21 protein-coding genes and 1 other RNA gene are annotated in these 18,698 nt (G+C 66.6%); 11 read left to right on the forward strand and 11 right to left on the reverse strand.

The features are described from left to right. Window positions 1–2: 2 nt before the first annotated feature. From ToN1_RS08340 to rsmI, 10 genes are all read right to left on the reverse strand, one after another. Window positions 3–1,403: a UDP-N-acetylmuramoyl-tripeptide--D-alanyl-D-alanine ligase gene (locus ToN1_RS08340; RefSeq protein ID WP_169204928.1), complete on the reverse strand. Its 1,401-nt coding sequence runs from the start codon at window positions 1,401–1,403 to the stop codon at window positions 3–5. Further along, the gene (locus ToN1_RS08345; protein ID WP_169204929.1) at window positions 1,397–2,902 is read right to left on the reverse strand and encodes a UDP-N-acetylmuramoyl-L-alanyl-D-glutamate--2,6-diaminopimelate ligase; all 1,506 of its coding nucleotides are present in this window, start codon (window positions 2,900–2,902) and stop codon (window positions 1,397–1,399) included. Before ToN1_RS08345 ends, ToN1_RS08340 begins: the two co-directional genes overlap by 7 nt. Next, window positions 2,899–4,653, reverse strand: coding sequence for a peptidoglycan D,D-transpeptidase FtsI family protein (locus tag ToN1_RS08350; protein WP_169204930.1), 1,755 nt, complete (start codon window positions 4,651–4,653; stop codon window positions 2,899–2,901). The genes ToN1_RS08345 and ToN1_RS08350 overlap by 4 nt, the downstream gene beginning before the upstream one ends. Continuing rightward, window positions 4,650–4,916, reverse strand: a complete 267-nt coding sequence (gene ftsL, locus ToN1_RS08355; RefSeq protein WP_169204931.1) for a cell division protein FtsL — start codon at window positions 4,914–4,916, stop codon at window positions 4,650–4,652. The genes ToN1_RS08350 and ftsL overlap by 4 nt, the downstream gene beginning before the upstream one ends. Further along, window positions 4,913–5,851: a 16S rRNA (cytosine(1402)-N(4))-methyltransferase RsmH gene (gene rsmH, locus ToN1_RS08360; protein WP_169204932.1), complete on the reverse strand. Its 939-nt coding sequence runs from the start codon at window positions 5,849–5,851 to the stop codon at window positions 4,913–4,915. Before rsmH ends, ftsL begins: the two co-directional genes overlap by 4 nt. Next, a complete protein-coding gene (gene mraZ, locus ToN1_RS08365) occupies window positions 5,848–6,291 on the reverse strand; it encodes a division/cell wall cluster transcriptional repressor MraZ (RefSeq protein ID WP_018988057.1) in 444 nt (147 codons plus the stop codon). The genes rsmH and mraZ overlap by 4 nt, the downstream gene beginning before the upstream one ends. Before the next feature lie 294 nt (window positions 6,292–6,585). Then, an RNA gene (gene rnpB / locus ToN1_RS08370) (RNase P RNA component class A) lies at window positions 6,586–6,966 on the reverse strand. Window positions 6,967–6,993: 27 nt separating this feature from the next. Continuing rightward, window positions 6,994–7,365, reverse strand: a complete 372-nt coding sequence (locus ToN1_RS08375) for a hypothetical protein (protein ID WP_342344166.1) — start codon at window positions 7,363–7,365, stop codon at window positions 6,994–6,996. Window positions 7,366–7,425: 60 nt separating this feature from the next. Further along, window positions 7,426–8,460 (reverse strand): dihydroorotase, encoded by a 1,035-nt coding sequence (gene pyrC / locus ToN1_RS08380; protein ID WP_169204934.1) that lies wholly within the window; start codon window positions 8,458–8,460, stop codon window positions 7,426–7,428. A gap of 56 nt (window positions 8,461–8,516) precedes the next feature. Then, on the reverse strand, window positions 8,517–9,338 hold the full coding sequence (gene rsmI / locus ToN1_RS08385) for a 16S rRNA (cytidine(1402)-2'-O)-methyltransferase (protein ID WP_169204935.1): 822 nt from the start codon (window positions 9,336–9,338) through the stop codon (window positions 8,517–8,519). Between the two features lie 37 nt (window positions 9,339–9,375). Here rsmI and ToN1_RS08390 point away from each other — a divergent pair, with 37 nt between their 5' ends. The 3 genes from ToN1_RS08390 (at window position 9,376) to ToN1_RS08400 (ending at window position 11,140) form a co-directional block, all read left to right on the forward strand. Then, window positions 9,376–9,795, forward strand: coding sequence for a YraN family protein (locus ToN1_RS08390; RefSeq protein WP_169204936.1), 420 nt, complete (start codon window positions 9,376–9,378; stop codon window positions 9,793–9,795). 119 nt (window positions 9,796–9,914) lie between these two features. After that, window positions 9,915–10,508, forward strand: coding sequence for a phosphoheptose isomerase (locus tag ToN1_RS08395; protein ID WP_169204937.1), 594 nt, complete (start codon window positions 9,915–9,917; stop codon window positions 10,506–10,508). Further along, window positions 10,508–11,140 carry a BON domain-containing protein gene (locus ToN1_RS08400; protein WP_169204938.1) on the forward strand — a complete coding sequence of 211 codons (633 nt, stop codon included), beginning with the start codon at window positions 10,508–10,510 and terminating at the stop codon, window positions 11,138–11,140. The genes ToN1_RS08395 and ToN1_RS08400 overlap by 1 nt, the downstream gene beginning before the upstream one ends. 47 nt (window positions 11,141–11,187) lie before the next feature. Here ToN1_RS08400 and mpl read toward each other — a convergent pair whose 3' ends face one another. Continuing rightward, window positions 11,188–12,537, reverse strand: a complete 1,350-nt coding sequence (gene mpl / locus ToN1_RS08405) for a UDP-N-acetylmuramate:L-alanyl-gamma-D-glutamyl-meso-diaminopimelate ligase (protein ID WP_169204939.1) — start codon at window positions 12,535–12,537, stop codon at window positions 11,188–11,190. Between the two features lie 166 nt (window positions 12,538–12,703). Between mpl and ToN1_RS08410 the strand changes: the two genes are divergently transcribed. The 8 genes from ToN1_RS08410 to ToN1_RS08445 are packed head-to-tail and all read left to right on the forward strand — an operon-like array spanning window position 12,704 to window position 18,691. Next, complete coding sequence (locus ToN1_RS08410; protein ID WP_210148130.1) at window positions 12,704–13,246, forward strand: hypothetical protein; 543 nt, start codon at window positions 12,704–12,706, stop codon at window positions 13,244–13,246. A gap of 12 nt (window positions 13,247–13,258) precedes the next feature. Beyond that, a complete protein-coding gene (locus ToN1_RS08415) occupies window positions 13,259–13,810 on the forward strand; it encodes a TlpA family protein disulfide reductase (protein ID WP_169204940.1) in 552 nt (183 codons plus the stop codon). A gap of 57 nt (window positions 13,811–13,867) precedes the next feature. Beyond that, entirely contained in the window at window positions 13,868–14,359 is a 492-nt protein-coding gene (aroQ, locus tag ToN1_RS08420) for a type II 3-dehydroquinate dehydratase (protein ID WP_169204941.1), read from the forward strand. A 53-nt stretch (window positions 14,360–14,412) separates the two neighbouring features. After that, entirely contained in the window at window positions 14,413–14,862 is a 450-nt protein-coding gene (accB, locus tag ToN1_RS08425) for an acetyl-CoA carboxylase biotin carboxyl carrier protein (RefSeq protein WP_169204942.1), read from the forward strand. Window positions 14,863–14,872: 10 nt separating this feature from the next. Next, window positions 14,873–16,234, forward strand: a complete 1,362-nt coding sequence (accC, locus tag ToN1_RS08430) for an acetyl-CoA carboxylase biotin carboxylase subunit (protein WP_169204943.1) — start codon at window positions 14,873–14,875, stop codon at window positions 16,232–16,234. Between the two features lie 19 nt (window positions 16,235–16,253). After that, window positions 16,254–17,162 carry a 50S ribosomal protein L11 methyltransferase gene (prmA, locus tag ToN1_RS08435; protein ID WP_169204944.1) on the forward strand — a complete coding sequence of 303 codons (909 nt, stop codon included), beginning with the start codon at window positions 16,254–16,256 and terminating at the stop codon, window positions 17,160–17,162. Beyond that, window positions 17,162–18,280 carry a zinc-ribbon and DUF3426 domain-containing protein gene (locus ToN1_RS08440; protein ID WP_210148062.1) on the forward strand — a complete coding sequence of 373 codons (1,119 nt, stop codon included), beginning with the start codon at window positions 17,162–17,164 and terminating at the stop codon, window positions 18,278–18,280. Before prmA ends, ToN1_RS08440 begins: the two co-directional genes overlap by 1 nt. 18 nt (window positions 18,281–18,298) lie before the next feature. Next, a complete protein-coding gene (locus tag ToN1_RS08445; RefSeq protein ID WP_169207986.1) occupies window positions 18,299–18,691 on the forward strand; it encodes a diacylglycerol kinase in 393 nt (130 codons plus the stop codon). The last annotated feature ends 7 nt before the right edge of the window (window positions 18,692–18,698 follow it).

Raw genomic sequence — 18,698 nt, forward strand, 5'->3', positions numbered from 1 at the left:
GACTAATGAGACTCCTGTGAGGGGGCGCCATTGTGCACCGCCGCAAGTCCGTTCGCCACCCGCTCCATCCGCATGAAACGCGACCCCTTCACCAGGACCACCGTGTTTGCATCGAGGCGCGGCGCCAGCGCTGCGAGCAGAGCCTCGGCGGAGGCGAACTTCCGCCCACCGTCGCCGAAGTTGTGCGCCGCGACAGCGCTCATTTCTCCCAATGCGTAGAGCTCGTCCACACCCTTGCTCTTGGCGTAGCCGCCGACCTCGTCATGCAGTTGCGCGCTGGTCATGCCGACTTCGCCCATGTCGCCCAACACCAGCACCGTGTGTCCGGCAGTCGAGGCCAGCACATCGATCGCCGCGCGCACCGAGTCGGGATTCGCGTTGTAGGTGTCGTCGATCACCAGCGCTCCGTTCAGGCCGGTTCGGCGCTGCAGGCGACCCGGTGCACCGCTGAACCCCGACAGCCCTTCGGCGACTGCCGCCAGCGACGCCCCGGCGGAAAGACAGGCCGCTGCCGCGCCGGCGGCATTGCGCACGTTGTGTTCGCCCGGAACAGGCAGGTCAAACGCCGTGCTGCCCGCAGGAGTATTCAGCGTCAAACGCGCGCCCAGCCCGTGCAGATCCGCCTGTGCCTTGACGTTAGCATCATGATCGACGGCGAAGGTGACGACGCTACGGCCGCGATTCAGCTCCCGCCAGAGTTCGCAGTGGGAGTCATCGGCGTTCACGACGGCGACGCCCGTGTCCCCCAAGCCGCCGTAGATGGCCCCCTTCTCTCTGGCAATCTCGACCAGCGACCCCATGCCCTGCAGATGGGCGCGCTGCGCGTTGGTGACGATCGCCACGCTCGGTCGGGCAAGGGATGTCAGGTAGCCGATCTCGCCCGGATGGTTCATGCCCATCTCGATCACCGCCGCGCGATGATGTGCGCGCAGCTCGAGCAGGGTCAGCGGCAGCCCGATGTCGTTGTTGAGATTGCCGCTCGTGGCGAGGACGCAGTCCGGCGCATGGCCGTCATGTCGTGCTTGGGCGCGCATGATCGCCGCGCACATTTCCTTGACCGTGGTCTTGCCGTTGCTACCGGTCACACCGATCAGCGGGATGTCGAAGCGACTGCGCCAGTGCGCTGCCAGCACACCGAGTGCAAGGCGGGTGTCGCCGACAACGAGACGGGGAAACGGGATGTCCTCATGCTCGCGCTGCCATGCCTCGTCGACCAACGCAGCCGCGGCACCTGCTGCCGCGGCCTGCTCGACGAAGTCATGCCCGTCGAAATGCTCGCCGCGCAGGGCGACGAACAGCTGGCCGGAGCGGATGCGACGGCTATCGGTTCCCACGCAGGAGAAGGTGGCGTCGCCCACTGGGCGGAAGCCCGCGATCGTTGCTGCTTCCATGAGGCTCAGCATGCGCCCGTTCCCTTGGCCAGATTCCATTCGCGCAGGGCGATCTGCGCCTGCTCGACGTCAGAAAAGGGCAAGCGCACGCCCAGGATCTCCTGATAAGGCTCATGCCCCTTGCCGGCGAGCACGACCACGTCATTGACGCCTGCTTCGCCGACGGCGATGCGGATCGCCTGCGCCCGATCGATCACGCGCTCGGCCTGCGGGCCGGCACCCTGCATGATGGCGTCGATGATCTTCGCGGGATCCTCCGAGCGCGGGTTGTCGCTGGTCACGATCACGCGGTCGGCCTGCTGGCGTGCGGCTTCACCCATCAGCGGACGCTTGCCGGGGTCACGATCGCCGCCGCAACCGAACACGCACACAAGACGCCCGCCACGCGTCGCGACCGTCGCGCGCACCGATTCGAGCACTTTCGCCAACGCGTCCGGCGTGTGCGCGTAGTCGACCACAACGAGCGGCTCGGCGACACCGCCCACGAGTTGCATGCGCCCCTGCGGCGAGTTCAGATGCGCGACTGCATGCACGATCTCGTCCAGCGGCAAACCGCGCGCAAGCAGCGCACCGGCAACCGCCAGCAGGTTCGAGACGTTGAACCGTGCCACCATGCGCACGTCCAGCTCGCGTCGCACACCGTCAAAGGCCATGGTGAAGCGCAGACCCGATGCCGACATGCGGACATCCTGTGCACTCAGCAGGCGCACACCACGCACTGGCTCCGCCGCAGCCTGGGTAAAGCCGATCACCGGCAGCCCGGCAACGGCCAAGCGCCGTGCCTGCCCCAAACCGAAGGCGTCGTCCAGATTGATCACGGCGCTGCCCAGACCGGGCTGGTCGAACAGCCGGGCCTTCGCAGCGCCATACGCTTCCATCGTTCCGTGATAGTCGAGATGGTCGCGACTCAGGTTGGTGAACACGGCCACATCGAAGGCCACCGCATTCACACGCTCCTGATCGAGGCCGATCGACGACACTTCCATCGTCGCTGCAGTCCCGCCCGCAGCAAGAAAGTCCCGCAGGACACGATGAACCTCGAGGGCGTCGGGGGTCGTATTCAGCGTATCGGCAAGCTGCCCTGGAAAGCCGTTCCCCAAGGTCCCAATCACGCCGCATTTTTCGCCGAACCGGGCAAGAGCCCCAGCCAGCCACTGCGTGACGGTCGTCTTCCCGTTGGTACCGGTCACCCCGACGACCCACTGCCGGTCAGACGGGCGGCCATGGATCAGGTGGGCGAGATATCCGCCGAGGCGGCGCAGCTCGGCCACGGGAATGGTCGGGACCGGCAAGCCTTCCGCGCGGAATCCGTCGCGATCGTCGCACAGCACGGCGCCCGCGCCGCGCTCCAGGGCGGCACCGATGAACTTGCGTCCGTCCGAGGCCAGCCCTGGCCACGCCGCGAAGACATCCCCGGCGGTCACGCGGCGAGAATCGGCGGTAATGCCGGCGGGCACGACACCGGCCGCATGAAGGCGTTCGAGGATCGCGGATGCGAGTTCGAGGCTCACATGTTCTCCCGCGCGGGCACGACCGCCGCCGGCTTCTGCGCGAGCTGCAGCGGCACCAACGGAGCGTCGGGCGCCACGCCGAGCGCTCGCAGCGCTCCTTCGGTAATCTGGGCAAACACCGGCGCCGCTACTGCACCGCCGTAATACTGTCCCGCAGAGGGTTCGTCGATCATCACGGCAACGATAAGCCGCGGATCCGATGCCGGAGCTAATCCGACATAGGACGAAACATATTTGTTCGTGTAGTGCGCGCCTTCCAGCTTGATCGCGGTGCCGGTCTTGCCGGCAACGCGGTAGCCCGCGACCTGAGCCTTGGGCGCTGTACCACCGGGGCCGGATGCCAGCTCCAGCATACCGCGCATTTCACGCGCGGCGGCGGCCGAGAAGATGCGCTTGCCGCCGGCGGGCGGCGCATCGAGACGGGTCAGCGACAAGGGCACCAGCTCGCCGTCGCGGGCGAACGCGAGGTAAGCGTGCGCCATCTGAATGAGGGTCACGGAAACGCCGTGACCGTAGGACATCGTCGCCTGTTCGATTGGCTTCCACGTCTTCGCCGGACGCAGGCGCCCACCCGCCTCACCGGGGAATCCCAGGTTGAGTGGCTTGCCAAAGCCCAGTTCGTCGTACAGGCGCCACATTTCCTCAGGCGAGAAATGCATCGCCACCTTGACCGTGCCGATATTGGAGGACTTCTGGATCACCTGCGCGACGGTCAGTGCGCCGTTGCGGTGCGAATCCGAAATCGTCGCCCGCCCGATCGTCATACGCCCCGGCGCCGTATCGATGATCGTGCCGGGCTGCACCTTACCCCGATCCAGCGCGAGGCCGACGATGAAGGGCTTCATGATCGAGCCCGGCTCGTACACGTCGGTGAGGACGCGGTTGCGCAGCTGGGCGCCGCTGAGGTTGGAGCGATTGTTCGGGTTATAGGTCGGCGCATTGACCAGCGCGAGCACCTCGCCGGTGCGCGCGTCGAGCACCACCGCTGCACCAGCCTTCGCCTTGTGCGTCTGCATCGCCTGACGCAAGGACGAATACGCCAAATACTGAATCTTGGCGTCGATCGACAGCGCGAGATCCTGCCCGTCGCGCGGCGCCCGGATGGCTTCGACATCCTCGATGATTTGCCCGCGGCGGTCGCGGATCACGCGCCGTGCGCCCGGCTTGCCGGCGAGGACGCCTTCGAAGGCGAGCTCGACACCTTCCTGTCCCTTGTCATCCACCCCGGTGAAGCCCAGCACGTGGGCCATCACCTCGCCGCCGGGATAGTAGCGGCGGTATTCCTGTTGCTGATGGACGCCAGGCAGCTTCAGGTCTGCGATCTGCTCGGCGGTCTCGGGCGACACCTGGCGCTTCAAATAGACAAAGTCGCGACCGGCGGCGAGCCTATGATTGAGTTCCTGCACGTCCATTTCGAGCAGGCCGGCAAGCTTGCGCGCATCGGGCGGGGTGAGATTCACATCGGTCGGAATCGCCCAGATCGAACGCACCGGGGTGCTCACCGCCAGCATGTCGCCGTGCCGATCCGTGACGCGACCACGCGTCGCCGGCACCTCGAGCACGCGCGCATAGCGCGACTCGCCCTTAGCCTGCAGAAATTCGTTATTGACCCCTTGCAGGTACATCGCGCGCCCGACCAGCGCCAGCGAGCACGCCATCAGGCCCAGCACCACCACGCGCGGACGCCAGGTTGGAAGGCCGTGCCGCAGCAGGGGGTTGTGATTGAAGGTCACCGTTCGCTGCTTGCTCATTTGACCCCCTCGATCGAGAAGACCTGCCCCGGCACCGGCGCGCGCATTCCGATGCGCTCGCGGGCGATCTTTTCGACACGCGCGTGCGCGGCCCAGGTGCTCTGCTCGAGTTGCAGCTGGTCCCACTCCACTTCGAGGCCGTGAGCGCGCGCTTGCTCGCGCTCGAGCTCGGAGAACAGCTTGCGGGCCTGGTGCTGCGATGCGACCACGCCCAGTGCGCTCGCCACCACCACCGCCACGAGGAAGGCGTCGGCCCGGATCATGCCTGCGCCTCCGTGCGCTCGGCCACGCGCATCACGGCACTGCGGGCACGCGGGTTCGCCGCAACCTCCGCCTCACCCGGACGCACGGCCTTGCCGACCAGCGCCAGACGCGGCTTGGGCAGATCCGCTGCACGCACCGGCAGGCGAGAGGGCAACTGCGGCGGACGCGACTCGTCACGCATGAAACGCTTGACGATGCGGTCTTCGAGCGAGTGGAAGCTGATAACCGCCAACCGTCCGCCCGGCTTCAGCCGTGCGACCGTATCAGGCAGGATCAGCGACAGCTCTTCGAGCTCCTGATTGATGAAAATCCGTAGAGCCTGGAAACTGCGCGTCGCCGGGTGCTGCCCCGGCTCGCGTGTGCGGACCGCTTTTTCCACGATCGCGGCAAGCTGTCGAGTGGTTGCAACAGCCCCCCCTGTCCGAGCAGCTGCAATCGCCTTTGCAATCGCATGAGCAAACCGTTCTTCCCCATAATCCCTGAGCACCTCCGTGATTTGCGCGACAGACGCTTCTGCCAGCCATTGCGCCACGGTCTGCCCGCGGCTCGTATCCATGCGCATGTCGAGCGGCGCATCGAACCGAAAACTCATGCCCCGCTCCGGCTCGTCGAGCTGCGGAGAGGACACGCCAAGATCGAGTAGTACGCCATCGACCCGGCTGACGCCGAGTCCGTCGAGCTCGCCGGCAAACGAACTGAAAGGCGCATGCACGAGGGTCAGACGGGGATCGGCGATCTGGCGACCGGCCTCGATCGCCGAGGGATCGCGATCGAAGGCAATGAGCCGCCCCTGCGACCCGAGTGCCGCGAGAATCGCCCGGCTGTGACCACCGCGACCGAAGGTACCGTCCACATAGACGCCGCCGGACCGGATCGCCAACGCATCGACAGCTTCGGACAGGAGCACGGTAACGTGCCGGGAGGACAGGCTCACAGCGCGAGGCTCTCGAATCCTGCCGGCAACGCGGCACCGGAAAGCGCGAGCATCGCCTCCTGCTGCTTCTGCCATCCGGCATCCGACCACAACTCGAAGTGGGTTCCCTGGCCGACCAGCCATACCTGCTTGTCCAACCCGGCCCACTGACGCGACGACGGGGCGATCAGCACGCGCCCCGCGCCATCGAGCTCTTCCTCCTGGGCAAAACCGATCAGCAGACGCTTGAGGGCCGCAGCGGCGGGGTCGAGGCCGGGCATCGCCGCAACCTGCGCGCGGATCGGCTCCCAGACAGCTTGCGGATAAACCAGCAGGCACTTGTGAGGATGAGCGGTGACCACCAGCGGCGCCCCGTCGGGAACGAGGGCGTCACGATGCCGCGCAGGGATCGCAACGCGACCCTTGGCATCGAGACTGAGCGCAGCGGCTCCCTGGAACATTCCACCCCCTGATTTTGCCCGCCGAGGCGACATGCATATGCCACCTTGACCCACTTTTTACCACCAGCCCCCACTTTAGAGTAAAGGAAATGAGGGGTCAAGCCGAACACAGGAAGTTTTCCGTTGCTACACAATGACTTATGAACGAGCGAAGCGTCGCCATAAACCCTGAAAAATCAAGGCAGATAGCGCAACTTCATGAGAAAAGCGTGGAGAATCGGGCGCAGAACGAGCCCGAAGTGGGGAACTGTGGGAAAACGCACACCGAAGTGGGGAAAAACGGCTCGGCGCGAAATGGGAAGTTCGCCGATAAGCCGGGTTTTGTCGAACGGCCGCGACCTTCGCCGCAGCCGCCGGGCAATCATTCCTCTGGGGGCCGTGTTGCCACGGCGCTCTAGCAGCCTACCCGGGAGCAGCGCGAGCCACGCCATTGCTCCCCTATTTGGCCTTGCCCCGGATGGGGTTTACCGTGCCAGTCCTGTCACCAGGACTGCGGTGGGCTCTTACCCCACCATTTCACCCTTACCTGTGCCTGCGAACAGGCCATCGGCGGTTTGCTTTCTGTTGCACTTTCCGTCGCCTCGCGGCGCCCGGCCGTTAGCCGGCATCCTGCTCTGCGGGGCCCGGACTTTCCTCCACGCACACGAGGTGCGCAGCGATTGCCTGGCGAACTTCCCGCCGCCGATTATACGCGACGCGCGCTCACCTGCCTGCCGGAATGAAGGTCGCCACGCCGTCCTTGAAGCGGAAAGTGCCGAGCGCCGGCCCCGGCGCCGAGCCGGCGGCGTTGTCCCAGTCCTGCACCTGGCACTTGTCGGTCCCGACGAGGTACCAGCGCCTGCCCTGATGAAGCGCCCACAGACGCTCGCCGGCCTCGAACACTTCCATCGGCGTCAGTTCGGTACCGTCCGGGTGGATCGGGACGCGGTTCTGGCAGTGCGGCAGACGCGACGCGATCACCGCCTGGTTGACAGTGCCCTGCCAGAAATAAGGTTTTTCGCGCACCAGGATCAGGGCATGCTGGCTACCCTCGATCATGAAGGCGGTGGCGCTGTTCTCGCACGCCGCAAGCATGGGCAACATCGCCAGAGCGGCAATCGCTTTTGTCCGGGCACTCCGCATAAAGACTCCCTATCAGAGCAGACGCCAGGCGATCGTCTCGCCGGCACGCAGAGGCACCAGCGGATCGCCAGCCAGATAGTCGTACGCGGCCGGAACCTCCCAAACCTGCTTGGCCAGCGTGATGCGGCCGGAATTGGGCGGAAGGCCATAGAACGCGGGGCCGTTAAGGCTCGCGAAAGCCTCGAGGCGATCTAGCGCACCGGCCTGCTCGAAGGCTTCGGCGTACAGCTCGATTCCCGCATGCGCCGTGTAGCATCCCGCACAGCCGCAGCCGGCCTCCTTCGTCGAGCGCGCATGCGGCGCGGAGTCGGTGCCGAGGAAGAACTTCGCACTGCCGGAGGTCGCAGCCTCGACCAGTGCGCGCCGATGGGTTTCGCGCTTGAGCACAGGCAGGCAGTAATGATGCGGACGGATGCCGCCGGCGAAGATCGCGTTGCGGTTCAGCAGCAAGTGGTGAGCCGTGATCGTGGCGCCGACCGTGTCGCCCGCCGCCTTCACGAACTCGGCGGCATCAGCGGTGGTGATGTGCTCGAACACGACACGCAGCCCGGGAAAGCGCTGAGTCAGCGGGGCGAGCACGCGCTCGATGAACACCTGCTCGCGGTCGAAGACGTCCACGTCGCCCTGCGTCACCTCGCCATGCACGCACAGCACCATCCCGACGCGTTCCATGCGCTCCAGCACCGGCCAGACCTTCTCGATCGCAGTGACTCCCGCATCGGAATTGGTCGTCGCACCCGCTGGGTAGAGCTTCGCTGCCACCACCGCGCCGCTCGCCTTGGCGCGGTCGATCTCGTCCGCCGCCATGTTGTCCGTGAGATAGAGGCTCATCAACGGCTCGAAATCGATGCCGACCGGCACCGCCGCGCGGATGCGCTCGCGGTATTCAAGGGCCTGCGCCGTTGTCGTCACGGGCGGGCGCAGGTTGGGCATGATGAGCGCGCGACCGAAACGCTGCGCCGTGTGCGGCACGACGGCCGCAAGCGCGGCGCCGTCGCGCACGTGCAGGTGCCAGTCGTCGGGGCGGATGAGGGATAGGGTGTGCATGGGGCTCCAGGGTCGGAATGCGGGCGCCGTTCGTCGCGCCGATTATATATGCAGGCTCAACTGCCCTTCAGCTCCAGCGCTCGCGCGTACAGCAACTTGCGCGCCGCTCCAGTGATGTCCGCCGCAAGCCGCGCCGCGCTCTTGACCGGCAGTTCCTCCAGCAGCAGCGCGAGGGTTCGCTCGGCATCCGGCGGCAAACCCTCCACCGCGGGAGCCCCGGACACGATCAGCACGAACTCACCACGACAACGGTTCGCGTCGGCCGCCAGCCACGCCGGCGCCTCGCCCAGCGGCATGCGCGCGATCTGCTCGTAGATCTTCGTGATTTCGCGCGCGATGACGATGTCGCGCGAAGGCTCCAGCACCGCCGCGAGGTCTTCGACCGATTCGGCAATGCGGTGCGGAGATTCGTAGAACACCAGCGGCACCTCCTGCCCGCGCAGTTCCCCGATGCGCGCACGCCGCGCGGCCTGCTTGGCCGGCAGAAAGCCGACGAAGCGGAAACCGTCGTCCACGAAACCGGACGCGGACAGCGCCGCGATGGCCGCACAAGGGCCGGGCACAGGCACCACCGGAAAGCCTGCCTCGCGGACCCGCGCGACCGCCCGCGCACCGGGGTCCGAGATCGCCGGCGTGCCGGCATCGCTGATCAGCGCGACGTGCTGCCCCGTCTCCAGCATCCGGATCACCTGGCCGACGGCGGTCTGCTCGTTGTGCTCGTGCAGCGGAAAAAGGCGGGTACGAATGCCCAACGCGTCGAGCAAGCGCTGGCTGTGGCGCGTATCCTCGGCGGCAATGGCACCGACCTCGCTCAGCACAGCCTGCGCGCGGATGCTTATGTCCTGGAGGTTCCCGAGCGGCGTCGCCACCACATACAATGACGGCGTACTTGAGAGCGGAGATGGACTGGTCGACATGGACATCGGGGAGCGCAGCAAAAGGGAAGGCATTGTCGGGCGGCCGGTGTCTCGCACGCAAGCGCGAGGCAAGGCCGGGGAGGAACTGGCCGAGCGCTTCCTCGCGCGCCGTGGCCTCAGCCCGCTCGCCCGCAACGTGCGTTGCCGCGGCGGCGAAGTGGATCTCGTGTGCCTGGACCGCGGCACCGTGGTATTCGTCGAAGTCCGCCTGCGCAGCAATCCGGGCTTCGGCGGCGCCGCGGCGAGCATCACTGCGACAAAGCGCCGGCGTGTCGTGCTGGCCGCACGCTGGTGGCTCGCGGGCGCCGGCCGACGCTTCGCTGAACGCCCCTGCCGCTTCGACGCGGTGCTGATGAGCGCGCTCGACGAAGCAACGGTGGAATGGTTGCGCGGCGCGTTCGACGCCGATGCATGGTAAGCGTCTGTAAAGCAACCCGCCGCAGCAGCGCGCAGCGCGGCACACTAGCACTGCACGGCGGGTCCGGCATTCGCCTCGTGCTAGACTTTTGCCCCCGACAGAAGTGACCCGAGCCCCTCATGGACCTGATTCACCGCATCTCCCGACAATTCGAAGACAGCGCCCGCACCAAGCTCGACTCGCTGGAGGCGCTGGCGGCCCCGATCGCAGGAGCCGTGGAGATCATGACCGGCAGCCTGCTCAACAACGGCAAGATCCTCGCGTGCGGCAATGGCGGCTCGGCTGCCGATGCGCAACATTTCGCCGCCGAACTGGTCAACCGCTTCGAGATGGAGCGCCCCCCGCTCGCCGCCGTGGCGCTGACGACCGACACCTCGACGCTGACCTCGATCGCCAACGATTACGATTACAACCAGGTCTTCTCGAAACAGGTGCGTGCGCTGGGACAGTCGGGCGACGTGCTGCTTGCGATCTCGACCAGCGGCAACTCGCCCAACGTCATTGCGGCGATCGAGGCAGCCCACGAGCGCGAGATGCGCGTCATCGCGCTGACCGGCAAGGGCGGCGGCAGGATGGGGGACATGCTCGGCGACGGCGACATCCACCTGTGCGTACCCGCCGACCGCACGGCACGCATCCAGGAAGTTCATCTGCTTGTCCTGCACTGCCTGTGCGACGGCATCGATTGTCTGTTACTCGGAGTTGAAGACTGATGACCAACAAGACCCTTCAAGCCAGCCGGCGCACCCTGCTTCTCGGCCTCGGCGCAGCGGCGACACTGCCGCTGCTGCAGGGCTGCTTTCCGCTCGTCGCGGGCGGGGTCGGGGCCGGCGCGGCGATGGTCGCGGACCGCCGCACCTCGGGCGCCTACGTCGAGGACGAAGGCATCGAGTGGCGCACCGCGAGCGCGCTGAAAGACCGTCTCGGCGATGCCGTGCATATCAACGTGACGTCGTTCAACCGCAACGTTCTGCTCACCGGCGAAGCCCCCACCGAGGCTCACCGCGCGGAAGCCGAGCGCGTGGCCAGCGGCATCGCCAACGTCAAGGGCATCGTCAATGAGATCCAGGTGGCCGGCATCTCGTCGCTGACCTCGCGCGGCAATGACTCGCTGCTCACGTCGAAGGTGAAAGCGCGCTTCGTCGATTCGGCGCAGTTCAGCGCCAACCACGTCAAGGTCGTGACCGAGGCCGGCACCGTGTTCCTGCTCGGCATCGTGACGCGCCGCGAGGCGGATGCCGCGACGGAAGTGGCCCGCCGCACGGACGGCGTGCGCAAGGTCGTGAAGGTGTTCGAGTACATCACCGACCAGCAGGCGCGCCAGCTCGAAGGCAAGAACGACTGAGGTCCGGCCCGAGCGCTTGCGAAACTCTATCCCGCAAGCGCCGAGCATCACCGTGCGCGCAGCGCGGCGAGCAGCTTTTCGTGCACGCCGCCGAAGCCCCCGTTGCTCATGACCAGTACGTGATCGCCGGGACGCGCCTCGGCGACGACGGCCGCAACCAGCTCTTCCAGCGTTTCGAAGGCACCGGCCCGCTCGCCCAGCGGCGCGAGCGCTTCGCTCGCATCCCATCCCAGACCATTCGCATAGCAGTAGACACGGTCGGCCAGCGCCAGGCTTTCGGGCAGGCGACTCTTCATCACGCCCAGCTTCATCGTATTGGAACGCGGCTCGAGCACCGCCAGGATCCGCCCCCCGGTCTCGCGCTTGCGCAAGCCTTCGACCGTCAGCGCGATCGCTGTCGGATGGTGGGCAAAATCGTCATAGACGGTGATGCCATTGACCCGACCACGCACTTCCATGCGGCGCTTGATCCCCTCGAAACGTGCGAGGCTGGCTATGGCCTGCGCCGGCGTCACGCCGACATGGCGTGCCGCCGCAACGGCCGCCAGCGCATTGCTGCGATTGTGGCTGCCCGACATCGGCATCGCGACGCGCCCCAACTCCTCGTCGCGCAGCCGGAACACCGCCTCGGCCTCCTCCGCGCCCGCCTCGACCACCCACTGCGCGGCGTCGCCGAACCATTCCAGCTCCGACCAGCAGCCGCGCGCGAGCACCCGCTTCAGGCTCTCTTCGCCGGCATTGGCGACGATCCGCCCTGAGGCGGGGATCGTGCGCACAAGGTGATGAAACTGGGTCTCGATCGCCGCGAGGTCGGAAAAGATGTCCGCGTGATCGAACTCGAGGTTGTTGAGGATCGCCGTGCGCGGACGGTAATGAACGAACTTGGAGCGCTTGTCGCAGAATGCCGTATCGTACTCGTCCGCCTCGATGACGAAGAAGGGCGAATCGGTGAGGCGCGCCGACACGCCGAAGTTGCCCGGCACGCCGCCGACCAGAAAGCCCGGATTGAGCCCCGCGTCCTCCAGCATCCACGCCAACATGGAGGTCGTCGTGGTCTTGCCGTGTGTACCCGCGACGGCCAGCACCCAACGCCCTTGCAGCACATGCTCGGCCAGCCATTGCGGCCCGGAAACGTAGGGCAGTCCGCGCTCGAGGATGGCCTCCAGCAGCGGGTTGCCGCGCGAGATGGCGTTACCGACGACGAACACGTCGGGTGCGAGATCGATCTGCGACGCATCGTAGCCTTCGGTCAGGCCGATGCCCTGCGCCTCGAGCTGGGTGCTCATCGGCGGATAGACGTTGGCGTCGCAGCCGGTGACGGTGTGCCCGGCGGAGCGCGCAAGCAGCGCCACGCCGCCCATGAAGGTGCCGCAGATTCCAAGGATGTGGATGTGCATCGAAACTCCGGGACTGACGGACCGCTGCAATGTGCCTGAAACCGGTCCGTGTAGAATGGTGCGCATTCTACACGGACCCTCAGCCGGACTCGCGACCATGACTTTCCGCGCGCCCCCCTCCCGCTCCGCAAGCCTGAGGCGTGAAATCGCCGCCGCGGCGGCCCGCATGATGGCCGAAGACGGCATCTCCGACTTCGGCTTTGCCAAGCGCAAGGCCGCCCGCCAGCTTGGTGCCTCGGACACCGACTCGCTGCCCAACAACGCCGAGATCGAAGCCGAACTGCGCGCCTGGCAATCGCTGTATCAGGACGAAGAACAGGCCGAACGCCTGCTCGAGATGCGGCGTGCGGCGGTCGGCGTGATGCGCCTGCTCGACGAGTTTCGCCCCTACCTGACCGGCGGCGCCCTCGACGGCACGGCGGGGCGCTACACCGAGGTCGATATCGAACTCTTCCCGGAAAGCGCCAAGGAAGTGGAAATCTTCTTCCTCAACCAGGACATCGCCTACGAGCACCGCGAACCGCGCCGCCCCGCGCCGCACGCACCCGAGGCCATCCTCAGCTTCGACTGGGAACAGGTGCCGATCCGCCTCTCGATCTATCCGGCCGACTCGGAACGCTCGAACCGGCGGCACGCCGAGCGGGCGCGCCTGCCCGCGGTCGAAGCCCTGCTCGCGCAGGACCGGAGCGAACCCGAGCCGGTGCGCTGAACCGACGACAACATGAAGCCATTCATCCGCAATGCCCTGATCCTCGCCGTCGCGGCAGCGGCAGGGCTGGCCGGCCATTTCGCCCAGCGCGCCTCCCCCCCCTCGACCCCGGCGACGACGCAGGTCGCACGGGACGCCGGCGCCCCCATCCTCGCGCTGAACCTGCCAGATAGCAGCGGCCAGCCCCAGGCGCTGTCGCAATGGCGCGGCAAGGTGCTGGTGGTCAATTTCTGGGCGACATGGTGCCCGCCCTGCCTGCGCGAGATCCCGGACTTCGCTGCCGTCAGCCGGCGCTTCGCCGACGCGCCGGTGCAATTCGTCGGCATCGGCATCGACCAGCCCGACAACGTGCGCCGATTCGCCGAGGAGCACAAGGTCCCCTACCCCCTCCTGATCGCCCCGCTGCAGACGCTGACCATCACGAGCACGCTCGGAAACACGTCCCAGGCGCTTCCATTCACCGCAATCTTCGACCGGCAGGGAGAACTGGATCTCGTGAAGCTCGGCACCTTGAACGCAGCGGAACTTGAGGGCAAAATTCGCGCACTCCTCGCTTCGCGGTGAGCCGCGCGATGCGCTTTCACTGGACAAAGTGCAGCGATCTGCGGCAAACTTGCCGTCATGACGCGCTCAAAACGCAGCAAAGCCACCGAGGCCCCGCCGCCTCCGCAGACCCGCGTTCTGGTTCTGCACGGCCCAAACCTGAACCTCCTCGGCACTCGCGAACCTGATGTCTACGGCCGCACCACGCTGGCCGACATCCATTCCGCGATGGATGCGCGCGCCCGCGCCGCCGGGGTCGTCGTCGAGTCCTTCCAGAGCAATCACGAAGGCCAGCTCATCGACCGCATCCAGGCAGCGGCGGCGGAAGCGGTGGACTACATCATCATCAACCCGGCCGGCTACACGCACACCAGCGTCGCCCTGCGCGATGCGCTGGCCGCGGTGGCGATTCCCTACGTGGAAGTGCACCTGTCGAACATCCACGCGCGGGAACCCTTCCGGCATCACTCCTATTTTTCCGATCGCGCCATCGGCGTGATCTGCGGACTGGGCGCATACGGCTACATGGCCGCACTCGAATTCGCCCTCACGCAACTGCGGAAAAGTTAAACACAAAACCCCTCTGGCGGCCCCGCAGGGCGCCGCATAGTCCGGAGAACAGCATGGATCTGCGCAAGCTGAAGAAACTGATCGACCTCGTCCAGGAATCGGGCATTTCCGAACTGGAGGTCACCGAGGGCGAAGAAAAAGTACGCATCGCCAAGCACATCGCCGCGCCCACGGCACCTGCCTATCTGGCCGCAGCACCGATGGCGGCCCCCGCTGCCGCCCCTGCGACCAACGTGGTCGTCGCGCCTGTCGCCGATGCCCTGCCCGAGGGCAACATCGTCAAGTCGCCGATGGTCGGCACCTTCTACCGCGCAACGGCACCGGGCGCAAAACCGCTGGTCGACATCGGCCAGAGTGTCGCCACGGGCGACCGGCTGTGCATCATCGAGGCGATGAAGCTCATGAACGAGATCGAGTCGGAGTTCACCGGCACGGTCAAGGCGATCCTGGTCGAGAACGGCCAGCCGGTCGAGTACGGCCAGCCGCTGTTCGTCATTGCCTGATCGGCACGCCATGTTCGAAAAAATCCTGATCGCAAACCGGGGGGAGATTGCCCTTCGCGTTCTTCGCGCCTGCCGCGAACTCGGCATCCGCACCGTCGCCGTTCACTCGGTCGCGGACACCGAAGCCAAGTACGTGAAGCTCGCCGACGAATCGGTGTGCATCGGCCCCGCCGCGTCGGCACAGAGCTATCTCAACGTCCCGGCCATCATCTCGGCGGCTGAAGTCACCGACGCCGAGGCGATCCACCCAGGCTACGGCTTCCTCTCGGAGAATGCCGACTTCGCCGAACGCGTGGAGCAATCCGGCTTTGCCTTCATCGGCCCGCGCGCGGAAACGATCCGCCTGATGGGCGACAAAGTCAGCGCCAAGGATGCAATGAAAGCGGCCGGTGTACCCTGCGTGCCCGGCTCCGACGGCGCACTGCCGGAAGAATCGAAGGAAATCGTCAAGATCGCGCGCGCCGTCGGCTACCCCGTAATCATCAAGGCGGCCGGCGGCGGCGGCGGGCGCGGCATGCGCGTGGTGCACACCGAGGCGGCCCTGCTGAACGCGGTCGCAACGACCCGTGCCGAGGCGCAGGCTGCGTTCGGCAATCCCGTCGTTTACATGGAGAAGTTCCTCGAAAATCCGCGCCATGTCGAGATTCAGGTGCTCGCCGACGAACACGGCAATGCCGTGTATCTGGGCGAGCGCGACTGCTCGATGCAGCGCCGCCACCAGAAGGTCATCGAGGAAGCCCCCGCCCCCGGCATCGACCGCAAGGCCATCGCCAAGGTCGGCGAGCGCTGCGCCGAGGCCTGCCGCAAGATCGGCTACCGCGGCGCCGGCACCTTCGAGTTCCTGTTTGAAAACGGCGAGTTCTACTTCATCGAGATGAACACGCGCGTGCAGGTCGAACACCCGGTCACCGAGCTGATCACCGGCATCGACATCGTGCAGGCCCAGATCCGCATCGCGGCCAACGAGAAGCTGTGGTTCGGCCAGAAGGACATCCACTTCCGCGGCCATTCGATCGAGTGCCGGATCAACGCCGAGGATCCGTTCAAGTTCACCCCCTGCCCCGGCAAGATCACCAACTGGCACACACCGGGTGGCCCGGGCATCCGCGTCGACTCGCACGTCTACAACGGCTACACGATCCCGCCGCACTACGACTCGATGATCGGCAAGCTGATCGCCTACGGCGACACGCGCGAGCAGGCGATCCGCCGCATGCGCATCGCGCTGTCGGAAATGGCCGTCGAAGGCATCAAGACGAACGTGCCGCTGCACCAGGAACTGATGCTCGACGCGCGCTTCATCGAAGGCGGCACCAGCATCCACTACCTGGAGCACAAGCTGGCCGATCGCAACGAAGTCAAGAAGAGCTGACTAGCCGGAGCCGCTGCGCATGTGGATTTCCGTGACCCTGCAGGCCGAGGCGAACAAGGCCGATGCTCTGTCCGAGGCGCTGATGGAGGCCGGCGCGCTGTCCATCAGCATCGAGGACGCCGACGCCGGCACCGAGGCGGAAAAACCGCAGTTCGGCGAGCCGGGCCATCACCCGGTGGGCCTGTGGGACCATAGCCGCGTGATCGCGCTGTTCAGCGCCGACGCCGACCTCACGGTCGCCCTGGCACAGGCGGCCGCCGACGCAGGTTTCGACGCGGTACCGCCCTTCACCCTGGAAGAAGTCGCGGAACAGAACTGGGTGCAGCTCACGCAAAGCCAGTTCGACCCGATCCGCATCACCGACCAGATGTGGATTGTACCTTCCTGGCATACCGCGCCCAATCCGGACGCGATAAACATCGAGCTCGACCCCGGCATGGCCTTCGGCACCGGTTCGCACCCGACCACGCGCCTGTGCCTCGAATGGCTGTGCGATGCGGTCGCGCCCGGCGCCAGCGTGCTCGATTACGGCTGCGGCTCGGGCATCCTCGGCATCGCTGCGGCGAAGCTGGGTGCCGCCGACGTGCTGGGCATCGACATCGACGACAAGGCCCTCGAAGCCGCGCGCGACAATGCCGAGCGCAATGCTGTGACGATGCGCCTGCAACATTCGCGCGACACGCTCGACGCGCAGTTCGACGTCGTCGTCGCCAACATCCTGACGAACCCGCTGTGTGTGCTCGCCCCGCTGCTGTCTGCGCGCGTGGCGCCCGGCGGTCGCATCGCGCTGTCAGGCGTGCTCGACACCCAGACCGATCAGGTCATCGCCGCTTACGCCCCCTTCATCGCACTGCGCGTCGGCGCAACTCACGAGGGCTGGGCGCGACTGGAAGGCTCCCGGCCCGCCACCGGGGCCGGCAAGGACTGATGCTCGCCCGCTGCCCGGCCTGCCACACGGTATTCCGGGTGCGGAGCGAGCAGTTGCGCGCACACCACGGGCAGGTGCGCTGCGGCAGCTGCCTGGTGCCGTTCGACGCACTGGACAACCTGATCGAGGAGACCGTCCCTCCTGCGTCGTCCAGGTCGCCCGAACCCGCACCGGACCGCTCCGATCGCTTCTTCGTACTGGAAGACAAGGCGGCAGACACGCTCTCGGACCAGCTCGACTTCGAATTGCCCGACGCGCTCGTCCCGCAGCGTGCGACCCTGCGCGACTCAAACGAGCGGCGACAGGAGCCCGAGGAACACACGCCCGCTCCGACCGAACCTGAAAGGCCGGAGCCCGAACCCGAGGGCCCGATCGACGAAGCCGCCCGCGCGCCCGACCTGCACACCCAGGGCCCGTTCTGGCGCGATACCGAGCTTGGGGAGGAAGCGGAACCTGCGGGGGAAGCGGCTCCCGACAACGGGATGCGCAGTTCCACGTCACCGGACCGGATCGAACCGGGCATCCCGACACCCCTGTGCCCTGAAGAAGATCTCGCCACCGAAGAGCCCCCCCCGCCCGCGCCCACCGACACACGGACGGATTCCGCGGACGAGCTTGCCGACTACGCACCGCCGACGCCCCCTGCCCGCCGCGGCCTCACGGGCCTTGCCATCGGGCTGCTGATCGGCATGCTCGCGGCACAGTTTCTGTATCTATTCCGCGCCGATATCGCGCGAGAATGGCCGTCCGTGCGCCCCGCGCTGGTGAAGGCGTGCCACGCCCTGGGCTGCACCGTTGAACTGCCGCGCATTGCCGGCCTGATCAGCGTCGAATCCTCCGACCTGCAGTCCGAGCCCGGCAAGGCCGCCCGCTTCGTACTGAACGCGACGATCCGCAACCGCGCGCCCCATCCGCTGGCCTGGCCGCACCTCGAACTCACGCTGACCGACGCGCGCGACCGTCCTCTCGTAAGGCGCACACTTGCACCGCAGGAATGGTTCCCGGGCGCCGATCTCGCACAGGGATTCGCCGCCGGACGCGACATTGCCGTCACGCTGCCCTTTGCCGCGGATGGACTGGGCGCGACCGGATACCGGATCTACGCCTTCTACCCCTGACCCTCACGCGACGCCTCCATGACCCAGCCGCACCGCGAGCATCACGAAAGCCCGTTCAAGGGCAAGACCGGGCTCACCCGACTGTTCAACGCCCTGCGCTACTCGCTCGACGGACTGCGTGCGGCCTTCAAGCACGAAGACGCTTTCCGTCAGGAATGCATCCTCGCCGCAGTCCTCATCCCGCTCGCCCTGTTCATGCCCGTCAGCGGTGCGGGCAAGGCCTTGCTCATTGGCAGCGTCCTGTTCCTGATGATCGTGGAGTTGATCAACTCGGCGATCGAAGCGACGGTGGACCGGGTTTCCCTCGAACACCACCTGCTCGCCAAGCGGGCGAAGGACATCGGCAGCGCCGCCGTCCTTCTCGCGCTCGTCAATCTGGCCTGCGTGTGGGGACTGGTCCTGCTCGGCTGATCCCCTG

Origin of the sequence: Aromatoleum petrolei (assembly GCF_017894385.1) — a bacterium.
GTDB lineage: Bacteria > Pseudomonadota > Gammaproteobacteria > Burkholderiales > Rhodocyclaceae > Aromatoleum > Aromatoleum petrolei.

Bases quoted from the DNA above. Each gene is read 5' to 3' on its own strand.
- ToN1_RS08350 (WP_169204930.1), bottom strand. From the start codon at position 4,653: ATGAGCAAGCAGCGAACGGTGACCTTCAATCACAACCCCCTGCTGCGG.
- accB (WP_169204942.1), top strand. From the start codon at position 14,413: ATGGATCTGCGCAAGCTGAAGAAACTGATCGACCTCGTCCAGGAATCG.
- mpl (WP_169204939.1), bottom strand. From the start codon at position 12,537: ATGCACATCCACATCCTTGGAATCTGCGGCACCTTCATGGGCGGCGTG.
- ToN1_RS08340 (WP_169204928.1), bottom strand. From the start codon at position 1,403: ATGCTGAGCCTCATGGAAGCAGCAACGATCGCGGGCTTCCGCCCAGTG.
- ToN1_RS08375 (WP_342344166.1), bottom strand. From the start codon at position 7,365: ATGCTTGCGGCGTGCGAGAACAGCGCCACCGCCTTCATGATCGAGGGT.
- accC (WP_169204943.1), top strand. From the start codon at position 14,873: ATGTTCGAAAAAATCCTGATCGCAAACCGGGGGGAGATTGCCCTTCGC.
- ToN1_RS08390 (WP_169204936.1), top strand. From the start codon at position 9,376: ATGGACATCGGGGAGCGCAGCAAAAGGGAAGGCATTGTCGGGCGGCCG.
- ToN1_RS08440 (WP_210148062.1), top strand. From the start codon at position 17,162: ATGCTCGCCCGCTGCCCGGCCTGCCACACGGTATTCCGGGTGCGGAGC.
- mraZ (WP_018988057.1), bottom strand. From the start codon at position 6,291: ATGTTCCAGGGAGCCGCTGCGCTCAGTCTCGATGCCAAGGGTCGCGTT.
- ToN1_RS08415 (WP_169204940.1), top strand. From the start codon at position 13,259: ATGAAGCCATTCATCCGCAATGCCCTGATCCTCGCCGTCGCGGCAGCG.
- ToN1_RS08445 (WP_169207986.1), top strand. From the start codon at position 18,299: ATGACCCAGCCGCACCGCGAGCATCACGAAAGCCCGTTCAAGGGCAAG.
- ToN1_RS08400 (WP_169204938.1), top strand. From the start codon at position 10,508: ATGACCAACAAGACCCTTCAAGCCAGCCGGCGCACCCTGCTTCTCGGC.
- ToN1_RS08395 (WP_169204937.1), top strand. From the start codon at position 9,915: ATGGACCTGATTCACCGCATCTCCCGACAATTCGAAGACAGCGCCCGC.
- prmA (WP_169204944.1), top strand. From the start codon at position 16,254: ATGTGGATTTCCGTGACCCTGCAGGCCGAGGCGAACAAGGCCGATGCT.
- aroQ (WP_169204941.1), top strand. From the start codon at position 13,868: ATGACGCGCTCAAAACGCAGCAAAGCCACCGAGGCCCCGCCGCCTCCG.
- pyrC (WP_169204934.1), bottom strand. From the start codon at position 8,460: ATGCACACCCTATCCCTCATCCGCCCCGACGACTGGCACCTGCACGTG.
- ftsL (WP_169204931.1), bottom strand. From the start codon at position 4,916: ATGATCCGGGCCGACGCCTTCCTCGTGGCGGTGGTGGTGGCGAGCGCA.
- ToN1_RS08410 (WP_210148130.1), top strand. From the start codon at position 12,704: ATGATGGCCGAAGACGGCATCTCCGACTTCGGCTTTGCCAAGCGCAAG.